Consider the following 19,732-nt stretch of genomic DNA (forward strand, 5'->3'; position numbering starts at 1 on the left):
ATGCGCGGTGCTCCACGGTGACCAGCGGTGACCCGCTGCGATCCGCGCTTCTGCCCGGGGCCCGTCCGGCGCGCTCGCGGCCGTGACGGACCGGCGGGCCGGGCGGCCGTCGGGCAGTTGGCGACGGGCCGTTCGTGAGCGGCCGCACGGGGCTGCCGTACGTTAACGTCCGCACGGGGCAGCCGTACGTAAACGGCCGTACGGGGCGGGCTAGGCCGCCGCCTCCTGCTCCTGGAGGTGGGCGCCGAACTCCCGTACCGCGGGCTCCGCTCCGTACGGTTCGAGGCGGCGGCGGAAGTCGTCGAGGTATTCGGCGCCGCGATTGGAGCGCAGTCCCGTCAGCAGGGAGACCGCCTCGGCACCGGTGTGGCAGGCCTGCTCGATCTCGCGCTGCTGGACCTGGGCATCCGCCAGGAGCAGCAGGCCGATCGCACGGCGGCGCACCCGCGTCGGGGGATGGCCCGCGAGGGACTCCTCCGCGCGCCGGGCGGCCGGGGCGGCCTGGCCCAGATCGCGGTGGCCGTGCGCCAACTCGTCGGCGAGATAGGCCTGGTCGAAGTGGGCGATCCAGTCGGGATCGTCGTCCGGGTTGGAGTGGTCGAGCGCGTCGACCGCCTGCCCCGCGACCTGGGCGAACGTACGGGCATCGCCGAGCAGCGCGTGTCCGCGGGCCTCCGCGGCGTAGAACATCGCCTGTGCGGTGGGGGTGACCTGCCCGCGCGCGCCTTCCTGCGCGGCACGCGCGAGCTGCGCGATCTCCCGCGGGTTGCCGAGCGTCTCGGCGAGGTGGCTCATGCCCGCGGCCAGCACGTATCCGCCGTAGCCGCGGTCGCCGGCGGCCTGCGCGAGCCGTAGCGCCTGGATGTAGTAGCGCTGCGCGAGCCCCGGTTGCCCGGTGTCGACGGCCATGTACCCGGCCAGTTCCGTCAACCGCGCGACGGAGGCGAAGAGCTGACGCCCGGTCGCCTCGCGGTACGAGCCGGAGAGCAGGCCCGACACGACGCTGTTGAGGTAGTGCACGACAACCGGCCGCACATGGCCGCTGCCGAAGCGGTGGTCCAGGTCGATGAGCGCCTTGGTCGTGGCCCGCACGGCCTCCACGTCCGCCTTGCCGACCCGCGAGCCGCCGGCCCGGGCGACGGCGCCGTCGGTGCGGGTGATCAGCCAGTCGCGGCTGGGTTCGACGAGGGCCGAGGCGGCCACCGTCGATCCGGTGAGGAAGTCACGGCGTCCGACGTCGCTGCGCCACAGCTCGCAGACCTGCTCGATCGCGCCGAGGACGGTCGGGGAGAAGTGCAGCCCGATGCCGGTGGCCAGGTTCTTGCCGTTGGCCATGCCGATCTCGTCGATCGAGACGGCGCGGCCGAGCTTGCGGCCCAGCGCCTCGGAGATGATGGCGGGTGCCCGGCCGCGCGGCTGCTGGCCGCGCAGCCAGCGGGCGACGGACGTCTTGTCGTAGCGCAGGTCGAGGCCGTGCTCGGCCCCGCACATGTTGACCCGGCGGGCCAGCCCGGCGTTGGAGCAGCCGGCTTCCTGGATGAGCGCCTGCAGCCGTTCGTTCGGCTGCCGCGCCACCAGTGGTCGTGCGGCCATGTCGTGACCCTCCTTCATCGCGGGACCGCGGACATCCGCCCGTGGTCCCGCTTCCCCCTGGTGACCCTGGTGATCGTGGTCGTGATCGTGGTGGTGATCGCGGTGATCACGGTGATCGTGGTCGTGATCGTGGTGGTGATCGCGGTGATCGCGGTGACGGTGGTGATCGCGGTGACGGTGGTGATCTTCGATGAGGAGATCAATGCCCACCGCACATGATGTGAATTCGCCGTTTTCACAGCATTTCTTCCGGAATCCTTCTGCGGGGTGTGCCAGCGCACCCACCAGGGACTACCCGTATCCGGGGCCGCGTTCTCGCACGCGCCCCCGGCCGTGCATCCGTGCGCCCGCCATGAGCCGCGGGCCCACCCCGTAACCCTTGGTGACGGGCGTAGTTGTGCAGCGCGTGGAAGACACCATCGGAGCCCCGCAGCAGCTCACCGGCCAACTGCTCGACACAGCGGTCCGATACGCGGAGGAGCGGCACTGGGACGTGCTGCCCGGCTCCTGGCTGGAGGACGACGCCGGCGGCGCATCGCGCTGCTCGTGCGACTCCCCCGCCTGCCCTGCGCCCGGCGCGCACCCGACCCGTCCCGACTGGGCGACCCAGGCCAGCGGCAGCGCCGTCGCGGTGCGCCGGATGTGGGCCAGGGAACCGCGTGCCTCGATCCTGCTGCCGACCGGACGCACCTTCGACGCGATCGACGTCCCCGAGGTGGCCGGCTGCCTCGCGCTCGCCCGCATGGAACGGATGGACCTGCCGCTGGGCCCGGTGCTCTGCACCCCCAACCGGCGGCTGATCTTCCTCGTACTGCCCGGCGCGACGGTCAAGGTCCCCGACCTGCTGCGCAAACTCGGCTGGCCGCCCGCCTCCCTGGACCTCATCGTCCGCGGCGAGGGCGACTTCGTCCCCTCCCCGCCCACCCGCACCGGCACCGGCGGCTCCGTGCAGTGGGCACGGCAGCCCACCGCCCTCAACCGGTGGCTGCCGGACGTCGAGGAGCTGCTGAGCCCGCTGGCGTACGCGTGCGGTCGCGAAGCGGCGGCGAGCCGGGCCCGCTAGGGCCTGTCCGGCCGCGCTGTTCCAACGCCGGATGGGCTGAATTCAGCCCGTCCGGCGTTGGAGGACGAACTACGCTTCCCGTGGATCAGCGGTCACCACGGGGAAGGACGGCGCAACGTGCCGAAGACATTCGAGCCGGGGGCTCCCGATCAGGGAACACCCGATCAGGGCGCACGGGACGCGAGCGGGCAGGGCGAGAACGCACCGGATCAGGGCTACGCGGTCAGTGTCCACAACCTGTGGAAGAGCTTCGGCGAGCAGGTGGCCGTGGCCGGCATCAACCTCGAACTGCCGGCCGGCCGGTTCATCGGCCTCGTCGGCCCGAACGGCGCCGGCAAGACCACCACCCTGTCCATGGTCACCGGGCTGCTCCGCCCCGACGACGGCACCGTCGAGATCACCGGCCATGACGTCTGGACCGACCCCGTCGCCGTGAAGTCCCGTATCGGCGTGCTCCCCGAAGGACTGCGGCTCTTCGAGCGGCTGTCGGGCCGTGAACTCCTCGCCTACACCGGCCGGCTGCGCGGTCTGCCCGGCGCCGAGGTCGACAAGCGCGCCGCGCAGCTGCTCGACGTCCTCGACCTCGCCGCCGCGCAGAACAAGCTGGTCGTCGACTACTCGACCGGTATGCGCAAGAAGATCGGCCTGGCCGCCGCCCTGCTCCACAACCCCGAAGTGCTCTTCCTCGACGAGCCCTTCGAGGGCGTCGACCCGGTATCGGCACAGGTCATCCGGGGCGTCCTGGAGCGGTACACCCGGTCGGGCGCCACCGTCGTCTTCTCCTCCCACGTCATGGAACTGGTGGAGAGCCTCTGCGACTGGGTCGCGGTGATGGCCGCCGGCCGGATCGTCGCCCAGGGTCCGCTCGCCGACGTACGAGGCGAAGCCGCCACCCTGCAGGACGCCTTCCTGTCGCTCGTCGGCGCCACGGAACGCGGTGGCCAGGATCTCGACTGGCTGGGCGGCGCACGATGAGCGCACCGTCCGTCACCCCGGTCTTCATCCGCCTCAAGCTCTCCATCGTCCGCAACGGACTGCGGCAGTCCACCGGCCGCACCATCGGCTGGATCGTCGGCGTCGTCTTCGCGATGCTGTACGGGATCGGCATGGGCGTCGGCATGATCGCGCTGCGCGACAGCCAGTACGCGCCCGCGGCCGCGGTCGGGCTGGCCGTCGTCCTCATCCTCGGCTGGGCCGTCATGCCGCTGTTCCTCTTCGGCGGCGACGACACCCTCGACCCCACCCGCCTCGCGATGCTGCCGCTGCGCCCGCGGCCGCTGATCGCCGCCCTGCTGGTGTCCTCACTGCTGGGCGTCGGCCCGGTCTTCACGATCATCGTGACGGCGGGCGCGGTGGCCGCGCTGGCGGGCAACGCGGCCTCCCTGGTGGTCTCGGTCGTCGCCGTCGCCCTCGTACTCCTGCTGTGCGTGGCGCTGTCGCGCGCCGTCGCCGCCGCCAACACCCGGCTGCTCACCAGCCGCAAGGGCCGCGACCTCGCGCTGCTCAGCGGCCTGTTCGTCGCGGTCGGCGCGCAGCTCGTCAACCTCGGCGCCAGTTCGCTCGCCTCCTCGGACGGCCTGGCACGGGTCAAGTCCATCGCCTCCGTACTGCGCTGGCTGCCGCCCGCCCCCGCGATCGACGCGGTACGCGCCGCCGCCGAGGGCTCGTACGGGCTCGCCGTCCTCGAACTCGGCTACGTCGCCGCCGTCCTGGCCCTCGTCATCCGCTGGTGGCACCACAGTCTGTACCGGCTGATGGTCTCCCCCGACGCCTCCACCCTCCAGGCCGCCGAGAAGGAAGCCGGCTCCGGCGGCGGCCGGCTCGCCGCGCTGCTGCCCGCCGGCCGCGCCGGCACCGTCATGGAGCGCCAGTTCCGCTACGCCTGGCGCGACCCGCGCTCCAAGGCGGCCTGGGCGACGGCGCTCGCCGTCGGACTCCTGCTGCCGATCGTCGCCGCCGTGCAGCACGGCAGCATCTACTCGGCCTGCTGGGCCGCAGGGCTGCTCGGCATGCAGATGTACAACCAATTCGGTGTCGACGGCTCCGCGTTCTGGACCGTCGCCTCCACCATCTCCACCCGCGCCGACGCCCACGCGGAACTGCGCGCCCGCGCGCTGGCGCTGTCCACCGTCGCCGTCCCGTACGTCACGGTCGTCACGATCGGCGCGTCACTCCTCCTCGGCCGCCCCGACGCCATCCCCGAGACCCTCGGCCTGTCCTTCGCCCTCCTGGGCGCCCTCATCGCCGCCGGCGCCTTCGCCAGCGTCCGCTTCCCCTACGCCCTCCCCCAGGACAACCCGTTCGGCAGCTCGGCCCCCGGCCAGGGCGGCCTAGCCGCCATCAGCCTCTTCGGCGGCGGCCTCACGGGCGCGGCCTGCTGCCTCCCCCTCGTCGGCCTCACCGTCTACCTCCACGTCGCCGACCACCACGCCTACCTCTGGCTCCTCCTCCCCGCAGGCGCCCTCTACGCGATCGCCCTCTCCGCCGCCTCCCTCCACCTCACCGCCCCCCGCCTCCTCAACCGCCTCCCGGAAATCCTGTCGGCGGTGGCGAAGGGCTGACCGGGGCGGGCTGAGCGGGGCCGGCTTCCGCAGGGATCGGGCTCCCGAAGGTCAGTTGGCGATGCTGCCGCGCCAGGTGGGGAGGAGTTCGTCGAGGAGGGCTTCTACACGGGGCGGGAGGCCGCGGGGGGAGCCGTTGAGGGCTTGGTTTCGGACCAGGAGGGACTCGGCGGCGGCTTCGAGGCGGGCGGGGTCGCCGGTGGCCTGGGTGGCGCGGAGGAGGGCCAGCCAGAGGCGTTCGTCGGAGCCGGTGACGGCCAGGGCGGCCTGTACGGCGGCGACGGCGGCCTTGGGCTTGCCCGCGTCGAGGTGGAGGCCGGACAGGGCGAGGGCGACCTCGGCGACGAGGACCGGGTGCTGGGCGTCGACGATTTCGTGGGCGAGCCAGCCGTAGCGGCCGGGCGTGCGGTCCTCCAGGAGGGAGCCGCGGGCCAGCGCCAGGGCGTCGGTCAGGAGGCGGCGGCGGGTCTGCGGGTCGTTGGCGCCGGGGCCTTCGGAGGCCGCGTGGTGGAGGGTCTGCAGGACGTCCCAGTCGGAGACGACCGTGCGGGACAGGACGAGGCGGCCGGTGGCGTCGGAGGACAGCCGGGACGAGCCGCCGGGGTCGGTGCCGAGCCAGTCGCGCAGCCGGCCGATGAGCGCGTCGCGGACGTCGTCGGTGACACCGCGCGGCCAGAGCGCGGAGGCCAGCACGCGCGGGTGGACGCCCTCGCGGTGCAGGAGCAGCAGCGCCAGCGCCTCGTGGAGGAGCAGGCTGCGGCCGGCCTCGGGGGTTTCGAGGCCGATGAGTTCGAACGGTCCGAGGAGGCGCGCGTACACCCCGGGGCGGCCCTGGTCGGTGAGGTCGACCATGAACGGCGGGAGGACGGCGGACGGTTCGCGGTCCGGGTCGGCCGCCGCGAACAGCCGCAGGATCGCCTCGTACTGGGCGGCCGGGAGCAGCTGCGCTTCCAGGTCCAGGCCCAGCAGCGGGGCCAGCAGACGGCCCGCGGGGGTCACTTCGAGCTCCCAGGCGGCGCCCGGCAGGTCGGCGCGGCCGGACGCGACGAGGTAGCCGATGCCCAGCCGGCCCGAGCCGGCGGCGAGTTCGGCGAGCCGGTCGGCCTCCTCCTCGGTGGGCTCGACGGCGATCAGGACAAGATGCGGGGCGCGCTGGGTGTGCTGGGAGTTGCCGGTCCTGCCGGTGAGAACGCTGTCCTGGCCTGCGGTACGCAGGGCGCCCGAGCGCTGCGCGGTCTCGGCGGACATCGTCTCGATGACCTCGGGCACGTCCGCGAGATGCCGGATGCGGGCCGGGGCGAGGGCCGTGAGGTCCTCGGCGAAGCCCACGAGTGTCACCGTCATCCGGTCCGACCAGCCGTTGGTGGCGAGTTCGGACGCGACGGAGGCGAGCACCGCCTCGCGGTCGGCGCGCGCGCCGGTCAGCGACACGATGCCGGGCACCGCCTCGAGGTTGAGCATCAGCCGCGCGCCGTCGAGGGTGCCGAGGGCCGCCAGGCCCGGGTACGGGGCGCTGGCGGAGACGTCCGCGTCGGGGAGCAGATCGGAACGGTCCAGGCGCCAGAACGTCTGGTCCTGGCCGAGCTGCCACGGCGCGGGCGGCTGGCCCTCGGGCCAGGCGAGCTGGAGGTGCAGGGCCTCGTCGGTGAGCCAGGCCGCGTAGACCGTCGGCAGCTGCGTTCCGTCGGAGGCGAGCCGCGCCGACAGGGCGCGCAGCGCGCGGTCGAGGAACGTGACGGTGTCGGCGTCCGCGCCGATCCTCAGCGCGTCGGCGGCGTCGGCCTCGGGCCCGGTGGGGGTGCGGGGGGTCCGGAGGGCGCCCGCGGTGACGGACTGCCAGAGCACCGTACGGCGGCGCCTGCCCAGGGCCGCGAGCAGTCCGGCTGCCAGCAGCGGGGCTCCGATGAGGGCTTCGGGGAGGCCGAATCCGTGGCCGAAGCCATGGGACTCGGACTGCGGCCCCGCGGTGACGGCTGCCGCGGCGGGACCTGAGGGTGCGGCCGGGACCGACTCGGCGTGCGCGGGCTGCTGGGCGGGCTGCTGGGCCGGGGTCTGGGCGGGCGTTTGCGTAGGAGCCTGGGCCGGGGTCTGGGCCGGAGCGGCGGGTGCGGCATGCGCCGCGTGCGCGCCCTCGGCCGTCGTGTCCTTGCTCCCGCCGCGCTCCGCGTAATGCTTCACGTCAGGGGCGGTCTTCGGCGCCGCGACGGGCATCTCGACGAGATCGCCGCCGCGCGCGTCGGCCGGCATCTCCATGATCCAGCCGGGCCGGATGAGGCTCGCCTTGGACAGCTTCGAACCGTCGGGCTGCGCCCTGTCCTTGTTGAGCTGGTAGACCTCGTTGTAGCGGCGGCCGTCGCCGAGATGGCGTTCGGCGATCTCCCACAGCGAGTCGTGGTGCCGGCCCTCGGGCGGCTGGATCCGGTAGAACTTCGTCGCCTTGTCGCCCGCCTCCGCGGCGGCCACGGCTCCCGGCGTCACCGTCGTGGCGGCCGGGCCGCCCCCCTGATGCTGCTGCGCGGCGGCTGCGGCCTGCTGGTGCTGCTGCACCTGGCCGGGCGTCTGCCGGGCGGTCACGGCAGGACCGCCCCGGTGCGGCTGGTCGTGGAGGTTGCCGAGCTGCGCGAGCCCCGGCGTGAGGCTGGCGGCGCTCGCGCCGATCAGCAGCAGCGCCGCGATCAACTGGCGCGCCAGCAACTGGCTCGGCCCGGACGCGGGCACCCGCGACGGCATCCCGATCCCGGAGATCGCGGCTTTGGTCTCCACGAGCACGCACGCCGTGAACTGCGCCCACGCCAGCCAGACCACGACCGCCAGCACGCTGATGAACGTGTCGGCCGTGATCGGCTCCCGCAGGACCGCCATGTTCCAGTCGTGCGGCAGCGGCGAGCCGATGAAGTACAGCAGCGCGCCCGGCACACCCGCCAGCAGAACGGAGAGCGCGAGGAACGCCACGAGCGCGCGGACGAAGTCCCCGAACGTACGGCGCCGCCGTGGCGGCTGCGGCCGGGCCGGTTGGGCCGGTCGCCGGCTGGCGGACGTGCGTGCCATGGGCTCGTTCCTCTGCCTTCGGTGGTACTGGGCTTGGTCAGTTCGCGGGGCCGGTGGCCGGTTCGGCGGCCGCGGTGCCGTGGGCCGTGAGCGGCTCGCTGTAGAAGAAGCCACTCAGGATGGGGGTGTACGTGAGGTCGACGTTGACCTCGATACGGTCGGCGGTCGCCACGGAGCACTTCATGGACTTGAGGGCGCCCCCGGTGAGACCGGCGGCGGCGGCGAACTCCCTGACGCGCGTATCGCAGTTCTTGAAATTGATCTGCGGCTTCGTACCCGCCGGTGCGTTGCGAAGAGCCTCCACGTCGAGGTCCTGAGCGGCATAACGGGCCGCCTGCTCGGCGATGTCCGCGGCGCGCTCGCGCTGCGAGATCGACAGGCCGCCGTCGACGACGAACCCGGCCAGTGCGAGGAACAGGAACGCGAAGATGATCACTGCCGCCGCGCCGGAACCCCGGTCGGTGTCGGTACGGAACGCGGCCCGGCAGGCGGCGACGCGCTCCCGCAGCGCACTCATCGCGCTCACTGCACCATCCTCCGATACGGGTCGAGGGGCGACGCCGCCGAACCGGTCATCGTGGTCTTGATGTTGAGCCCCAGCATCGCCAGTCCGCGTACCTCGCAGGTGACGTCGATGGCGAAGAGACGGCCGGGTCTGAAGTCGTTCTCCGGTCTCGTCGCCACCCTGACGCTCCCTTCCACGCAGGTGCCCGTCAGATCCGCCTCAGCGGCGGCCTTGGCCTCACGCATCGCGCTTCCCGAATCGCGCTGAAGGGATCCGGCGCGAGCCGCGTCACGTGCAGCGCCGTCGACCCCACCGCGGCCGTCGACCATCTGCCCGAAGGCGACCAGCACCAGGATGAACAGGAACATCACCGGAGCGAGGATCACCACCTCGATGGTGGAGACGCCCTCGTCACCCGTTCGTTGAGCGCGGGTTCTCAGCCAGGCGCGCATACGGCTCTCAGCCCCCGTCCGGCACGAAACGCTCAACAGGCCCCTGCGACAGGGCGTCCACGGTGAAGTGCAGCCCCGGGAAGACCTGGGGAACCTCGGCGCGGATGTGGACGCCGACGTTGTTCGGATCTGGCCTGATGGTCTCCACCGTCTTGTTGGTGAGCAACTGCGGCCCGAGCTGCTGGATGTAGCTGTCCGCCTTCGAGACCGCCTTCGCCCTCCAGCCGTCGGGATTCGCGTCCGCCTCGGCCCGCGCCTCGCGGGCGCCCGCCTGCGCGGCGGCCTGCGCGACATGGTCGGCGAAGAAGTACAGCCCGAACTGCACGGTCGCGAAGATCATGAAGAAGAGGACCGGGGTGAGGAAGACGAACTCGATCGCGGTCATACCGCGGTCGTCCGCGGCACGCTTGCCCACACCGCTGTCGCCGCTGGCGGCTTGCAGCCGGCGGCGTACGAGGGCTTCGAGGCGTCGTCTCATCATCCTGTGGTGGATACGGTCGGCTGGGCTAGCAGGTGCCGGCCGCCTTGGCGCCGTCGATGCACGTCTTGACCTTGTTGGCACCGTCGGTGAGTGCGGTGTTGATGATCGCGGCCACCACGCCGACGATCGCGACGACGACCGCCGAGATGATGACCCACTCCACGGCGGAAGCGCCGCGCGACGTCTCCTCCGACCGGGCACGCCGCACGCGCCCTTGCAGGAAGGTGACAAGGAAGTCGATCGCCGGATGGCTGTTCTGCAGTCGGTTCATGAGCGGATGTCCTCTCAGTAGGTGATGACGGTCAGACCTGGAAGACGCGCATTGCCGCGGGAAAGATCAGGAAGACCAGGAAGCCCGCGCACAGCAGCAGCTGCGCCACGATCATGGATTGCGACTTCTCACCCGCCGCGCCCTCGATCTCCGAGAGTTCGCGGTGGCGCATCGTCTCGGCGCGGGAAGCCAGGGATTCCCGGATCTTCGCGCCGTCGTCCGCCACCAGAGCGAGGGTGGTGGACAGATCCTGCAGTTCCTCGATGCCGAGGTCCTCGCCGAGCCGCCCCAGGGCGACCCACTGGCTCGTGCCGGTGATGCGGGCGTCCGCGAGGGTGTTGCGGATGCGCAGCAGCGCCCAGCCGTCGCTGATGTCGGCGGCGGCCATGAGCGCCTCGGGCAGACCGCGGCCGCCCGCGAGGTTCATGGAGACGAGGTTGAGGTACGCGCCGATGACCCGCCGCAGGTCGCGGCGCTTGTCGACGGCGTCGCGGCGGACCTCCAGGTCGGGCAGGAAGAAGAACAGCCCGCCGAAGGCCAGCGCGAGCCAGACCGGGATGATCGGATTGCTGCCGAGGCCGAGCTGCCAGGCGATGCCGAAGAGCAGCGGGCCGAAGACCAGGCCGACGGCCGACAGCAGCACCTTGGTCGCGAGGAAGGCTTCCCAGCTGCGGTCCAGGACCGCGAGGTCGGCCCGGAGCGAGCGCTGTTCCCAGCCCCGCTGGAGGTAGAAGGCGGCGACACGCTGGCCGATGCGCCCCTTGGCGTCGATGGCGCGCGGTGCCGGGCCGCCGGCCGGGCCGGCCGCCCGCAGCGCGTCGATCTGGGCGACGGTGGCGACCGCACCGCGCTTGTTCGGTGTGAGGGCGCGGACGAGGGCGAAGATCCCGAGCCCGGCCAGGGCTCCGAACAGGATGGTGAGCGGAAGGTTGTTCATCGGATGCCCGCCTCCTGTCGTTCACGCCGCTGCGATTGCAGCTGCGGGTCCTGAGTGAGGAAGCGCTCCGGGGTCTCGATGCTGGAGAGCTTGCGCAGCCACCAGAAGCCTGCGGCGAACAGGGCGCACACGCAGGCCAGCACCAGCTGGCCGATAGGCGTCCCGTAGGGCTCGACGAAGCCGCGGTTGAAGATGGCCAGGCCCAGGACGAACAGCACCGACACCGCGATGACGATCTGCACACTGCGCCGGGTGCTCGCGCGCTGGGCCATGACGCGCTGGCGCATGTCGACTTCCTCGCGGGCCGACTTGGCGAGGGCGCCAAGGACTTCGCGCAGACCGGGGCCGCGCAGCCGGGAGTTGAGGATGAGGGCTGCGATGATGATGTCGGCGGAGGCGTCGTCGATCTCGTCGGCCAGGTGCTGGAGCGCCTCCGGCAGGGGCGTACGGGACCGGAGGCGGTCGACGAGCGACTCCAGGTGGGTACGGAGCGCCGGTGCGGCGGCCCGCGCGGAGGCCGGTATGGCCTGCTCCAGGCCGACGGCGCCCGCGATGGTGTCGCGCAGCGATTCGGTCCAGGCGGCGAGCGCCTCGACCCGCTTCATGGCGGCGCGTTCCTCGGCGGCGCCGCCGAAGAGGCGGTCCCAGGTGAAGACGAGGATGCCGGTGGCGGCGCCCATGACCACCCACCGGGTCAGGGCCAGGACGACGAGGCCGCCGCCGATGGCCAGCGAGCCGCGGGTGGACAGGAACCGGGCCAGTTCCGCGGCGCGCTTGCTGTTGTCCTTGCCTGCCGCGCCGGGCTTGGGCGCCCAGCCGCGCAGCGCGACGATGAACAGCGCGATACCGCCGCCGACGGCAGTGCCGGCCAGCAGTCCGTACAGCACGGGCAGGGAGAAGACGCCGGTCATCATTGCCACACCCCCGAGGGCTGGTAGCCGTTGGCGAGGAGTTCGTCCAGGCAGGACAGGGGCGCGTGCGGGTAGGCCCGCCCGTCCCTGCCCTCGGCGAAGACCTCGCTGGACAGGACGCGGCCGTCGATGCCGTTGACCTCCCTGATGGAGGTGACGACGCGGCGCAGGGTGCCGCCGCGTTCGAAGTCGTTGCGCCGCTGGACGAAGACGACGAAGTCGATGGCGCCCGCAACGAGCATCTGGGAGGCCTCGACGGGCAGCCGTTCCTTCGCCTGGAGGGCGTAGGTGGAGATGCGGTTGAAGACCTCGGCGGAGCTGTTGGCGTGGATCGTGGACAGCGAGCCGTCGTTGCCCTGCGACATGGCGTTGAGCATGGTGACGATCTCGTCGCCGAGTACCTCACCGACGATGACGCGCGACGGGTTCATACGCAGCGACCGCCGCACCAGCTCGGCCATCGAGATCATGCCCTGGCCCTCGGAGTTGGGCAGCCGTTCCTCGAACGCCACGACGTTCGGGTGGAGTTCGGGGAACTGGTCGAGGCCGAGCTCCAGGGCCCGTTCCACGGTGATCAGGCGCTCGGTCGGGCCGATGACGTTCGCGAGCGCGCGCAGCAGCGTCGTCTTGCCGGCGTTGGTGGCCCCCGCGATCATGATGTTCTTGCGGGCCAGCACGGCGGCGCTCAGGAACGAGTGCAGCTCCGGGGTGAGGGTGTTGTTGCCGACCAGGTCGGAGAGGAAGACCTTGCCGAGCCGGGCCCGGCGGATGGACAGCGCGGGGCGTCGCGTGACGTCCATGACGGCGGACAGCCGCGAGCCGTCCGGGAGCCGGAGGTCGAGCTGCGGATTCGCCGAGTCGAAGGGGCGCGACGACAGGCCGGAGTACGCGCCGAGCACCTGGATCAGCTCGATGAGTTCCTCGTCGGACTCCGCGACGGGGTCGGCCTGCAGCTCGCGGCCGTCCGAGTAGCCGACGAAGACCTGGTCGCAGCCGTTGATGTCGATGTTCTCGACCGCCGGGTCGTCCAGCAGCGGCTGGAGCCTGCCGACGCCGAACAGCGCGGCGTGCACGGCCGCCGCGTACGCCTCCTCGGTCTCCGCGTTGGGCGGGGTACGACCGAGGTTGATCTCGGCGCGCGCGTAGTCCTCCAGGATCTGCCCGATGACGGCGCGGGCGAACTGCCGCTCGTCCTCTGGCGACATCGCGGGAACGCCCGACGCCTGGTCGAGGCGGCGCTGCTCGGATATGCGGTCGCCCGCGTCCTGCCGGAACCGCTTGACGAGCGTGTGGTCCATCGCGCTCATCGCGAAGCCTCGCTCAGCTCGGGTCCCGCTGTCCGCTCGCTTCGCTCAATTCGCTCACTCATCGCAGGACCCCGTACCGGTGCGGCACATCGGCGGTGATCTGCCGGGCGGAACGGATCAGCAGCGACTTGTCGAGGCGGCCGCGGCGGCGGCCGGCCAGCTGCTCGGCGCCCGCCGGGTCGTGCGCGAGGGTGCCGACGACGCGGGCGGCGATCTGGGAGGCGACGAGCATGTCGTTGACCTGGCTGACGATTCGCGCGCTCTGTCCCGGTTCGGTGACGAGCAGCACGCCGATCGGCGGGTAGCCGAGCGCGGCCGCGCCCCGCTGCGAACCATGCAGCTTGGCGGAGAGCGCGGCGGCGCGGTCCCGTACCCGGGCCAGCTGCTCGGGCTCGGTACGGGACACCAGCAGGACGAGCGAGGCGTGCGCGAACAGCTCGAGCGAGGGCGAATCGGCGCCGATCCGGCCGCAGTCGGCGATGACGTCGGCCGCGCCGTTGGGCGACTCGGCGAGCGTCGCGAAGGCCCGGCCCAGCGTCGGCCACAGGCCGACCAGTCCGGCCGCCTGCTCGGAACTGCCGAGGCCGACGACGACATCGAGGCCGCCGGAGAGCGGCTGCGCGTGATCCCACAACTGTTCGGCCGCCAGCCCGCGGCGGGCGGTGGCGGCCAGCGACAGCATCCCGGTGTTCGGGTCGAGCATGCCGCCGTGCGCGGCCGGGCTGCGGTAGACGAGGTCACCGCCCGACGGGTCCGCCTCCACGAGCAGCGCGCGGCGCGGCCATACGGCGGCGAGCGCGACGGTCGCCGTGGTCACTCCCGGCGAACCCTTGTCCGCCGCGATGGCGATAAGTGCCATGGCGGGCCTCAGCCCTTGTTGGCGGGAACGAGCACCAGCGAGACCTCGCCGGCGGACGCGGCCAGCGTCAGCGGGCCGGCGTCGCTCTGGTCGACGATGATCGAGTACGCGCTGTCGCCACTGCTGATCCCGTCGCCCCCGCCGCCCGGCACGGCCTTGACCTTGGCCTTGCTCGTGAGCAGCGTCGTCCCGGAGCCGGTGGCGCTGTTCGCGGACTTCGCCGCGTCACTGCCCACGCGGTAAACGGCGACCGCGTCGCCGACCCGCAGCCCGTCGGGGAATTGTCCGCGCTTGAGGGAAAGGCCGATGACCGCGGTGCCCGCTTTCAGCTGGCTGTCCGCGCTGCTCAGCATTTGCTTGACGAGAACGGTCCCGCCGACGAGGTCCGTTGCGGCCCGGTAGTTCCGCAGATCGTCCTTGGCCGCCCAGTCCACATATTTGATATCCGAACCATCGGCGACCATCACTTCTCTGATCGCCGAAGCCGGAATGGCCTCGCCCGCCGGCACCGTCTGCGTGACCTCGATCGCGGAAATGCGATTCCCGGCCCGCATGACGAGCACCGTCGCACCGAGCGCTCCAACGAGGATGAGCAGCACGGCGAGCGCGGCCAGTGCCGGCTTCCGCTCCCGCGGGGCGACCGGAAGCCGCTCACCCGTCGGGCCGCCCATCATCGGCGCGGGCGCGGACGGCCTGCCGCCACCGGTACCCGGAGCGGAACGTTCTCTGATCTTCACGTCAATGCCCCCGTCGAGCTGGCGTGCTTGGACTCCTGGCTGCATGGGGAGAGGTTGTCGCGCTCCGGACGGCGACAGCCCGCGGGCCGGTGTCAAGTCACCGCACGCTATCAGCGCCACATAAACACCCTCAAGGCGCATCGTGTGACAGGAGACTCACGGAAGCGCAACAGAACTCTCCGTGATCACGCCAAGCCCGGTATGCCTTGCGCAGCGAATGTGACTTCGGCGTGCGGACCTGGTCACGGAACGGGCGGGATCCCTGTAACCGCTCCGGCATCACGGGTAGCGTCGGATCCCAATGCTCTGTCCGCGCACCACACGGGGGACCCCATCGTGACCCGCAGCACGCTGCCCACCGCCACCGCCGTCGCCCTGACCCTGGCCACGGCCCTGGCCCTGACCGCCTGCGGCAGCGACTCCAAACCCTCCAACGAAATCAGCGGCATCCCGACCACAGCAGCAACCACGGCCCCGGCCACCCCGAGCGCGACGCCCGGCGATTCCGTGAAGCGTCCGCCCACGGACCTGCCCAGCGATCTCAAGATGGTCTTCACATGGCCGAAGACCGGCGACTCGGCTCGCGACAGTGTCCTCAACGACGGCGAGCAGTACATCCGTGCGATCAAGCGTGCGAGTGCCAAGAACGACCTCAAGGACCCGGCCTACGCGTTCTACTCGCGCAACGAGGGCCTTGTGTACGCACATAACCAGGTCAAGGCGAACATTGACGGCGGCTGGGCACCCACCGGCGACGACCGCTACTACGAGGCGAAGGCCGATGTCTTCAAGGCGGGTTCCGCGACCCTCACATTCTGCCGGGACCAGAGCAAGGTCTTCAGCAAGAAGGTGAAGACAGGAGAGGTCGTACGTAGTCCCGCCAACGACAAGAGCTACGTCCTGTACAACCTGCTGCTGGTCAAGGACGGTTCTTCCAACGGCGTCTGGCAGACGTCCAAAATCACGGTTCTCGAGGGGGCGCTCCAGTGCAAGGGATAGGCAGGAGTCGTCGGCGGCTGACCAAGGCGGCTTTGGGTGCGTCGCTGGTGTTGTCTCTGAGCCTCCCAGCAGCCCTGACGAGTCCAGCCGCCGCGAATGAGGTTCCTTCGCCCGGCACCACGGGCGGAACCAACGGTCAGGACCTCACCGCTGGTGTAAGTTCCATTCGCTTCGAACCCGCGACGCCGCCTCCGGGGGCCGCACTCACCGCCACCACCGGCTGGACACCACCGGCCTGCTGGCTGGAACCGCAGTACACCGCCGAGCAACTCAAGGTGGAGCGTGAGCACACCTGGGGCCTGGGGTCGACCGGCGACGCTTGGGAACAGCAGGAGCGGGATTTCTACGTCAATGGCCATCCACACACCGATTTCGAGATCCCGAACTCGGACAAGGGTCTGTGGTGGAACGGTGTCGCCAACCCCAACCGCAAGGCCGATCCAGCCTCGTTGAAGTGCTTTCAGGAACATTCTGCATGGGTCCTGAAGGGCACGATCCCTGATGTGGGGATCGCCGTCACGCCCGAGATTCTGGCCAAAGCCGCCTATGACCGGATCCGCGTTCCCGACACGGATGTCTCTCTCTCACCTGCCGCCGGATCACAGAAGGTAAACCTCAACACCTGGGTCTGGCTGGACAAGGCTGACTTCAAGCCGGTCTCCGTCACGGCCCGCCTGCCGGCCCTCGGTCTGTGGGCGACCACAACGGCCACCCCGATAGGCCTCCATCTGGAGGCAGGCACCAGCGATGCCGATCTCTACCCTGCGTCCGGCGACTGCGGGATAAACAAGGACGGCAGCATCGGCACCCCGTACAAGACCGGGGACAACGGCGTAGCGCCGCCTTGTGGCGTGACTTACCGCCGCGCCTCAACGGGCGGGGCATATCCGCTCAAGGCCACAGTGACCTGGAAGGTCGAATGGCGCGGGAGCGGTAACACAGGCGACGTGCTCCCCAGCGGAACATTCGACAGAACAACCCCAGTCACCGTTCAAGAGATCCAGGCGGTCGTCCGCTGAATTACGCATCCGCGAAGGCCGCTGACGGAACATGAAGGATCCCATCGTGACCCGCAGTACGCTGCCCATCGCCGCTGTCCTCACCATGGCCACGGCCATGGTCCTGACCGGCTCTGGCGGCAGCGACTCCACAGCCTCCGACGAGGCCACCGGCGTCCCCGCAACGACCCCTGCCACGCCGAACGCCTCAGGGGCAGAGGCCGACACGCCGACCTTCAAACTGCCGTCCGACGTCAAGGTCAAGATCGAAGGCTTCGAGAGCAGCGATGCCACGAAGAAGGTCGCGCTCCGGGACACGTCGTACGCCATCACCGCCATCCTTGAGGCGGAGGCGTCGGCCGCCGACAAGGAAACCCCGAACTTCAAGCGGTACTTCCACCGGTCTCCAAGGCGCGGAGTTCGCCGACACGATCATCAAGTACGGCAGAGATGGAAAGGTCATCACCGGCTCATACCGCTACTCCAAAGCGTCGGCGGTCATCGTCAGCGGCACCTCCGCAAAGGTGACGTACTGCGAAGACCAGCGCGAGGGGTACGACAAGGACTTGAAGACCGGAAAGGTCCAGAAGAACGCGCCGTCCCCTCAGGATTACTCGCTCTGGTCGCTGATGCTCTCCAAGGCCAGTTCCGGCGATTGGCAGACTTTCAGTTTCGACGTGAAGGAAGGCGCGACGGAATGCCAAGTCGCCTCATCCGTCGCCTCGGTCGCGGTGCGCAGCGTCAGTGCTCACGGTCGGCCCCCTGAGCACCCCCACGGGTCCGGCCTCCAGCGCCGCCAGGACCGCAGTACCTCGCGAACGTAGCGATACACCGGGCATGCCCAGCCGATCCGGGCCGTCGTCAAGCCAACGCCGTAGCCCGGCCGGCCGGCCGACCATGCCCGATTCCGCCATCGTCAGTCATGGCCGCCGCGAGCAAGGGCGCGGTCGACATCCATAAGGCGTTCTCGCGCGCCAACGATGGCTTTGTGCAGAGCGTGGATAGCTTCGTCGTGGTCTTTGGTGAGTCGGTCGGAGAAGAGGGCAAGGCGGCCGAGGGTGTTGTTGGCCTTGGCGTCGCCGATCTCGGCGTCGGTGGGCGCGGCCGGTGCTGTCGGCGGGGCGGGGAGGAGGTAGGTGATGCGTCCGTAGATCTCGTTGAGGATTGCCTCGGTGACAACGAGCGATTCGGTCATTCTCTCCCCATCAGTGGTGGCCGCAGGCGCTAGTGACGTGTGTGACGTGATACCGCTACTGTTCCCTTTGTAGCGCATTGGGATGATGCGCCGTCAAGGGGGACTGATGGGCAGGGCGACCGATTGGTACATCCTCAACCGGCACGACGACCCGACACCAGGGGACCTTCACATCATCCTTGCCTGGGAGCAGTACTTCGCCGACCGACAGTTCGACATGGACGCAGCGATCGGACGCGTCTCAAGCCTCTCCGGCGACCTGAACACCTTGAACTTCGTAGGCGAGTTCGCGACCGCAGTCCGCGACACGATGCGCGAGATGGCGACCAAAGTGTCGTGGGAGCGGGACGGCTACCGGCGCGCCACTGATGCGCTCCAGGCATACCGCCTCAAGCTCACGCCTACGCAGGAGCACGCCGACGCCGCCCTGGCCGAGGGCCGCATTGCCTACGCCGACCACCTGAACGCCCAGGGCATGGTCACCATCCACACCCAGGAGATTGACCGGGACCAGAAGGCCCAAACGTCAGAAGCGGTCAAGCAGGCCGAGCGAAACAAGATCCAGCAACAGGGCAAGGCAGACGCCGCCCAGTCCCGGCTCGACGCCGCGATCAGCAAGGCCAAGGAAGCTGGCGATTCCCTCACCGGGCCCCGTAAGGATCTCGAAGCACACCTGTCCGAGGCCCTCGACACCCTCGCTTACGGCATCCTCAACGCCCACTACAACGGCGACCTGCCAAAACCCCGCCGTGTCACCGACGCCGACGTGGAACAGGCCAGGAAAGACCAAGGCTCTCTCCTGGACCAAATCTTTGGGATCGATCCCAAGGACAACCCATTGGACCAGTTCTGGGACAAGCTCGACTCCCAGACCGACGCGGACGTCAGAGCCGTACTCGGAGCCATCCCCGGCGTCCTTGACGGCGCCACCAGCATCACCGAAGCCATGACCCTCATGCTCCTCACCGACGGACTGGGGCCCGGGGCCAAACCGAAGCTCGCCGCGGCTGACGGCATCACGATCGCGAGCCTGGATGGCGTATCCACAGCGGACATCTGGGCGGCAGACAAAGACGGTCTCACGTTCGACCCGGTCAAGTCGGAAGATTTCAAGTCCAGTGAGACGGTCGTGACGCTATGAGGTTTGTGGTGTGGGTTCCCGGCGTTTGGCTGGGTCGTTGATCCATGCCTTCTGGGGTATCTCGGGTGGTCGGGGGCGGCGGCCGAAGCGTTCGGGGTGGCGGGCGTATGCCTGGGCGAGGGTGACGGCCCGCTGGTCGCGGACCTCCTCGGCGGTCCCGAAATGGACGGATGCGGGGGTGTGCCAGCCAATGCCCGAATGCCGGTGCTCATGGTTGTAGTACGTGATGAAGGCGTCGAACCACTCGCGGGCATGGGCCAGGGAGTCGAAGCGCTCGGGATAGTCGGACATGTACTTCGTGGTCTTGAACTGGGCCTCGCTGTAGGGGTTGTCATTGGAGACCTTCGGCCGCGAGTGCGAACGCGTGACGCCCAGATCGATCAGCAGCTGGGAAACCTTCTTGGAAGTCATCGACGTGCCGCGATCCGCGTGCACGGTCTCGGGCACGATCCCGTTGCGGGTGATGGTCTCGCGGATCAGCTCCTCGGCCCGTGTGGCTGATTCGGCCGCCTCGACGGTGTGACCGACGATGTACCGGCTGAAGATATCGATGATGACGTAGGCGTGATACCAGATGCCCTTGACCGGTCCGGCAGCCTTGGTGATGTCCCAGGTGAACACCTGCGACGGGCCGGTGGCGACCAGCTCGGGCACCGTCTTGGCGCAATGGGTGG

Annotated in this window: 21 protein-coding genes; 8 read left to right on the forward strand and 13 right to left on the reverse strand. The window is 70.2% G+C overall.

The window, feature by feature from the left end; genetic code table 11:
* Window positions 1–210: 210 nt before the first annotated feature.
* Entirely contained in the window at window positions 211–1,593 is a 1,383-nt protein-coding gene (locus QMK24_RS13240) for an NsdA family TPR-like regulatory protein (protein WP_283465860.1), read from the reverse strand.
* A gap of 3 nt (window positions 1,594–1,596) precedes the next feature.
* Here QMK24_RS13240 and QMK24_RS13245 point away from each other — a divergent pair, with 3 nt between their 5' ends.
* The 4 genes from QMK24_RS13245 to QMK24_RS13260 all read left to right on the forward strand — a co-directional run bounded on the left by QMK24_RS13245 (window position 1,597) and on the right by QMK24_RS13260 (window position 5,217).
* Window positions 1,597–1,812, forward strand: coding sequence for a hypothetical protein (locus QMK24_RS13245; protein WP_283465861.1), 216 nt, complete (start codon window positions 1,597–1,599; stop codon window positions 1,810–1,812).
* A 187-nt stretch (window positions 1,813–1,999) separates the two neighbouring features.
* Window positions 2,000–2,656 (forward strand): bifunctional DNA primase/polymerase, encoded by a 657-nt coding sequence (locus QMK24_RS13250; protein ID WP_283465862.1) that lies wholly within the window; start codon window positions 2,000–2,002, stop codon window positions 2,654–2,656.
* Between the two features lie 237 nt (window positions 2,657–2,893).
* Entirely contained in the window at window positions 2,894–3,631 is a 738-nt protein-coding gene (locus QMK24_RS13255; protein WP_283465890.1) for an ABC transporter ATP-binding protein, read from the forward strand.
* On the forward strand, window positions 3,628–5,217 hold the full coding sequence (locus QMK24_RS13260) for a transporter (protein ID WP_283465863.1): 1,590 nt from the start codon (window positions 3,628–3,630) through the stop codon (window positions 5,215–5,217). Before QMK24_RS13255 ends, QMK24_RS13260 begins: the two co-directional genes overlap by 4 nt.
* Window positions 5,218–5,268: 51 nt before the next feature.
* Here QMK24_RS13260 and QMK24_RS13265 read toward each other — a convergent pair whose 3' ends face one another.
* From QMK24_RS13265 to QMK24_RS13310, 10 genes are read right to left on the reverse strand one after another with little or no spacing between them, the layout of a single operon-like run.
* Window positions 5,269–8,265: a BTAD domain-containing putative transcriptional regulator gene (locus QMK24_RS13265; protein WP_283465864.1), complete on the reverse strand. Its 2,997-nt coding sequence runs from the start codon at window positions 8,263–8,265 to the stop codon at window positions 5,269–5,271.
* Window positions 8,266–8,302: 37 nt separating this feature from the next.
* Window positions 8,303–8,782, reverse strand: a complete 480-nt coding sequence (locus QMK24_RS13270) for a Tad domain-containing protein (protein WP_283465891.1) — start codon at window positions 8,780–8,782, stop codon at window positions 8,303–8,305.
* A gap of 5 nt (window positions 8,783–8,787) precedes the next feature.
* A complete protein-coding gene (locus QMK24_RS13275) occupies window positions 8,788–9,222 on the reverse strand; it encodes a TadE/TadG family type IV pilus assembly protein (protein ID WP_283465866.1) in 435 nt (144 codons plus the stop codon).
* A gap of 7 nt (window positions 9,223–9,229) precedes the next feature.
* Window positions 9,230–9,700 carry a TadE/TadG family type IV pilus assembly protein gene (locus tag QMK24_RS13280; RefSeq protein WP_283465893.1) on the reverse strand — a complete coding sequence of 157 codons (471 nt, stop codon included), beginning with the start codon at window positions 9,698–9,700 and terminating at the stop codon, window positions 9,230–9,232.
* 28 nt (window positions 9,701–9,728) lie between these two features.
* Complete coding sequence (locus tag QMK24_RS13285) at window positions 9,729–9,974, reverse strand: hypothetical protein (protein ID WP_283465867.1); 246 nt, start codon at window positions 9,972–9,974, stop codon at window positions 9,729–9,731.
* Between the two features lie 31 nt (window positions 9,975–10,005).
* A complete protein-coding gene (locus QMK24_RS13290) occupies window positions 10,006–10,911 on the reverse strand; it encodes a type II secretion system F family protein (protein WP_283465869.1) in 906 nt (301 codons plus the stop codon).
* Window positions 10,908–11,822, reverse strand: coding sequence for a type II secretion system F family protein (locus QMK24_RS13295; RefSeq protein ID WP_283465894.1), 915 nt, complete (start codon window positions 11,820–11,822; stop codon window positions 10,908–10,910). Before QMK24_RS13295 ends, QMK24_RS13290 begins: the two co-directional genes overlap by 4 nt.
* Window positions 11,822–13,129: a TadA family conjugal transfer-associated ATPase gene (locus QMK24_RS13300; protein ID WP_283465870.1), complete on the reverse strand. Its 1,308-nt coding sequence runs from the start codon at window positions 13,127–13,129 to the stop codon at window positions 11,822–11,824. The genes QMK24_RS13295 and QMK24_RS13300 overlap by 1 nt, the downstream gene beginning before the upstream one ends.
* A gap of 58 nt (window positions 13,130–13,187) precedes the next feature.
* Window positions 13,188–13,988 (reverse strand): hypothetical protein, encoded by an 801-nt coding sequence (locus tag QMK24_RS13305; protein WP_283465871.1) that lies wholly within the window; start codon window positions 13,986–13,988, stop codon window positions 13,188–13,190.
* Window positions 13,989–13,996: 8 nt separating this feature from the next.
* The gene (locus QMK24_RS13310; protein ID WP_283465874.1) at window positions 13,997–14,725 is read right to left on the reverse strand and encodes a hypothetical protein; all 729 of its coding nucleotides are present in this window, start codon (window positions 14,723–14,725) and stop codon (window positions 13,997–13,999) included.
* Between the two features lie 336 nt (window positions 14,726–15,061).
* Here QMK24_RS13310 and QMK24_RS13315 point away from each other — a divergent pair, with 336 nt between their 5' ends.
* From QMK24_RS13315 to QMK24_RS13325, 3 genes are read left to right on the forward strand one after another with little or no spacing between them, the layout of a single operon-like run.
* A complete protein-coding gene (locus QMK24_RS13315) occupies window positions 15,062–15,724 on the forward strand; it encodes a hypothetical protein (protein ID WP_283465876.1) in 663 nt (220 codons plus the stop codon).
* A gap of 32 nt (window positions 15,725–15,756) precedes the next feature.
* The gene (locus QMK24_RS13320) at window positions 15,757–16,743 is read left to right on the forward strand and encodes a hypothetical protein (RefSeq protein ID WP_283465878.1); all 987 of its coding nucleotides are present in this window, start codon (window positions 15,757–15,759) and stop codon (window positions 16,741–16,743) included.
* Between the two features lie 46 nt (window positions 16,744–16,789).
* Entirely contained in the window at window positions 16,790–17,488 is a 699-nt protein-coding gene (locus QMK24_RS13325; protein ID WP_283465879.1) for a hypothetical protein, read from the forward strand.
* Between the two features lie 150 nt (window positions 17,489–17,638).
* On the opposite strand, the gene QMK24_RS13330 is transcribed toward QMK24_RS13325, so the two are convergent.
* Window positions 17,639–17,917 carry a hypothetical protein gene (locus QMK24_RS13330; protein WP_283465881.1) on the reverse strand — a complete coding sequence of 93 codons (279 nt, stop codon included), beginning with the start codon at window positions 17,915–17,917 and terminating at the stop codon, window positions 17,639–17,641.
* 106 nt (window positions 17,918–18,023) lie between these two features.
* Here QMK24_RS13330 and QMK24_RS13335 point away from each other — a divergent pair, with 106 nt between their 5' ends.
* Window positions 18,024–19,058, forward strand: a complete 1,035-nt coding sequence (locus QMK24_RS13335) for a hypothetical protein (RefSeq protein ID WP_283465882.1) — start codon at window positions 18,024–18,026, stop codon at window positions 19,056–19,058.
* Here the strand turns inward: QMK24_RS13335 and QMK24_RS13340 are convergent.
* Window positions 19,053–19,732, reverse strand: a 680-nt coding sequence (locus QMK24_RS13340) for a DDE-type integrase/transposase/recombinase (RefSeq protein WP_283465883.1), incomplete at its 5' end; no start/stop codon positions are given. The two genes, QMK24_RS13335 and QMK24_RS13340, sit on opposite strands and share 6 nt — an antisense overlap.

It is taken from the genome of Streptomyces sp. PH10-H1, assembly GCF_030063355.1.
In the GTDB taxonomy this organism is placed as follows: domain Bacteria; phylum Actinomycetota; class Actinomycetes; order Streptomycetales; family Streptomycetaceae; genus Actinacidiphila.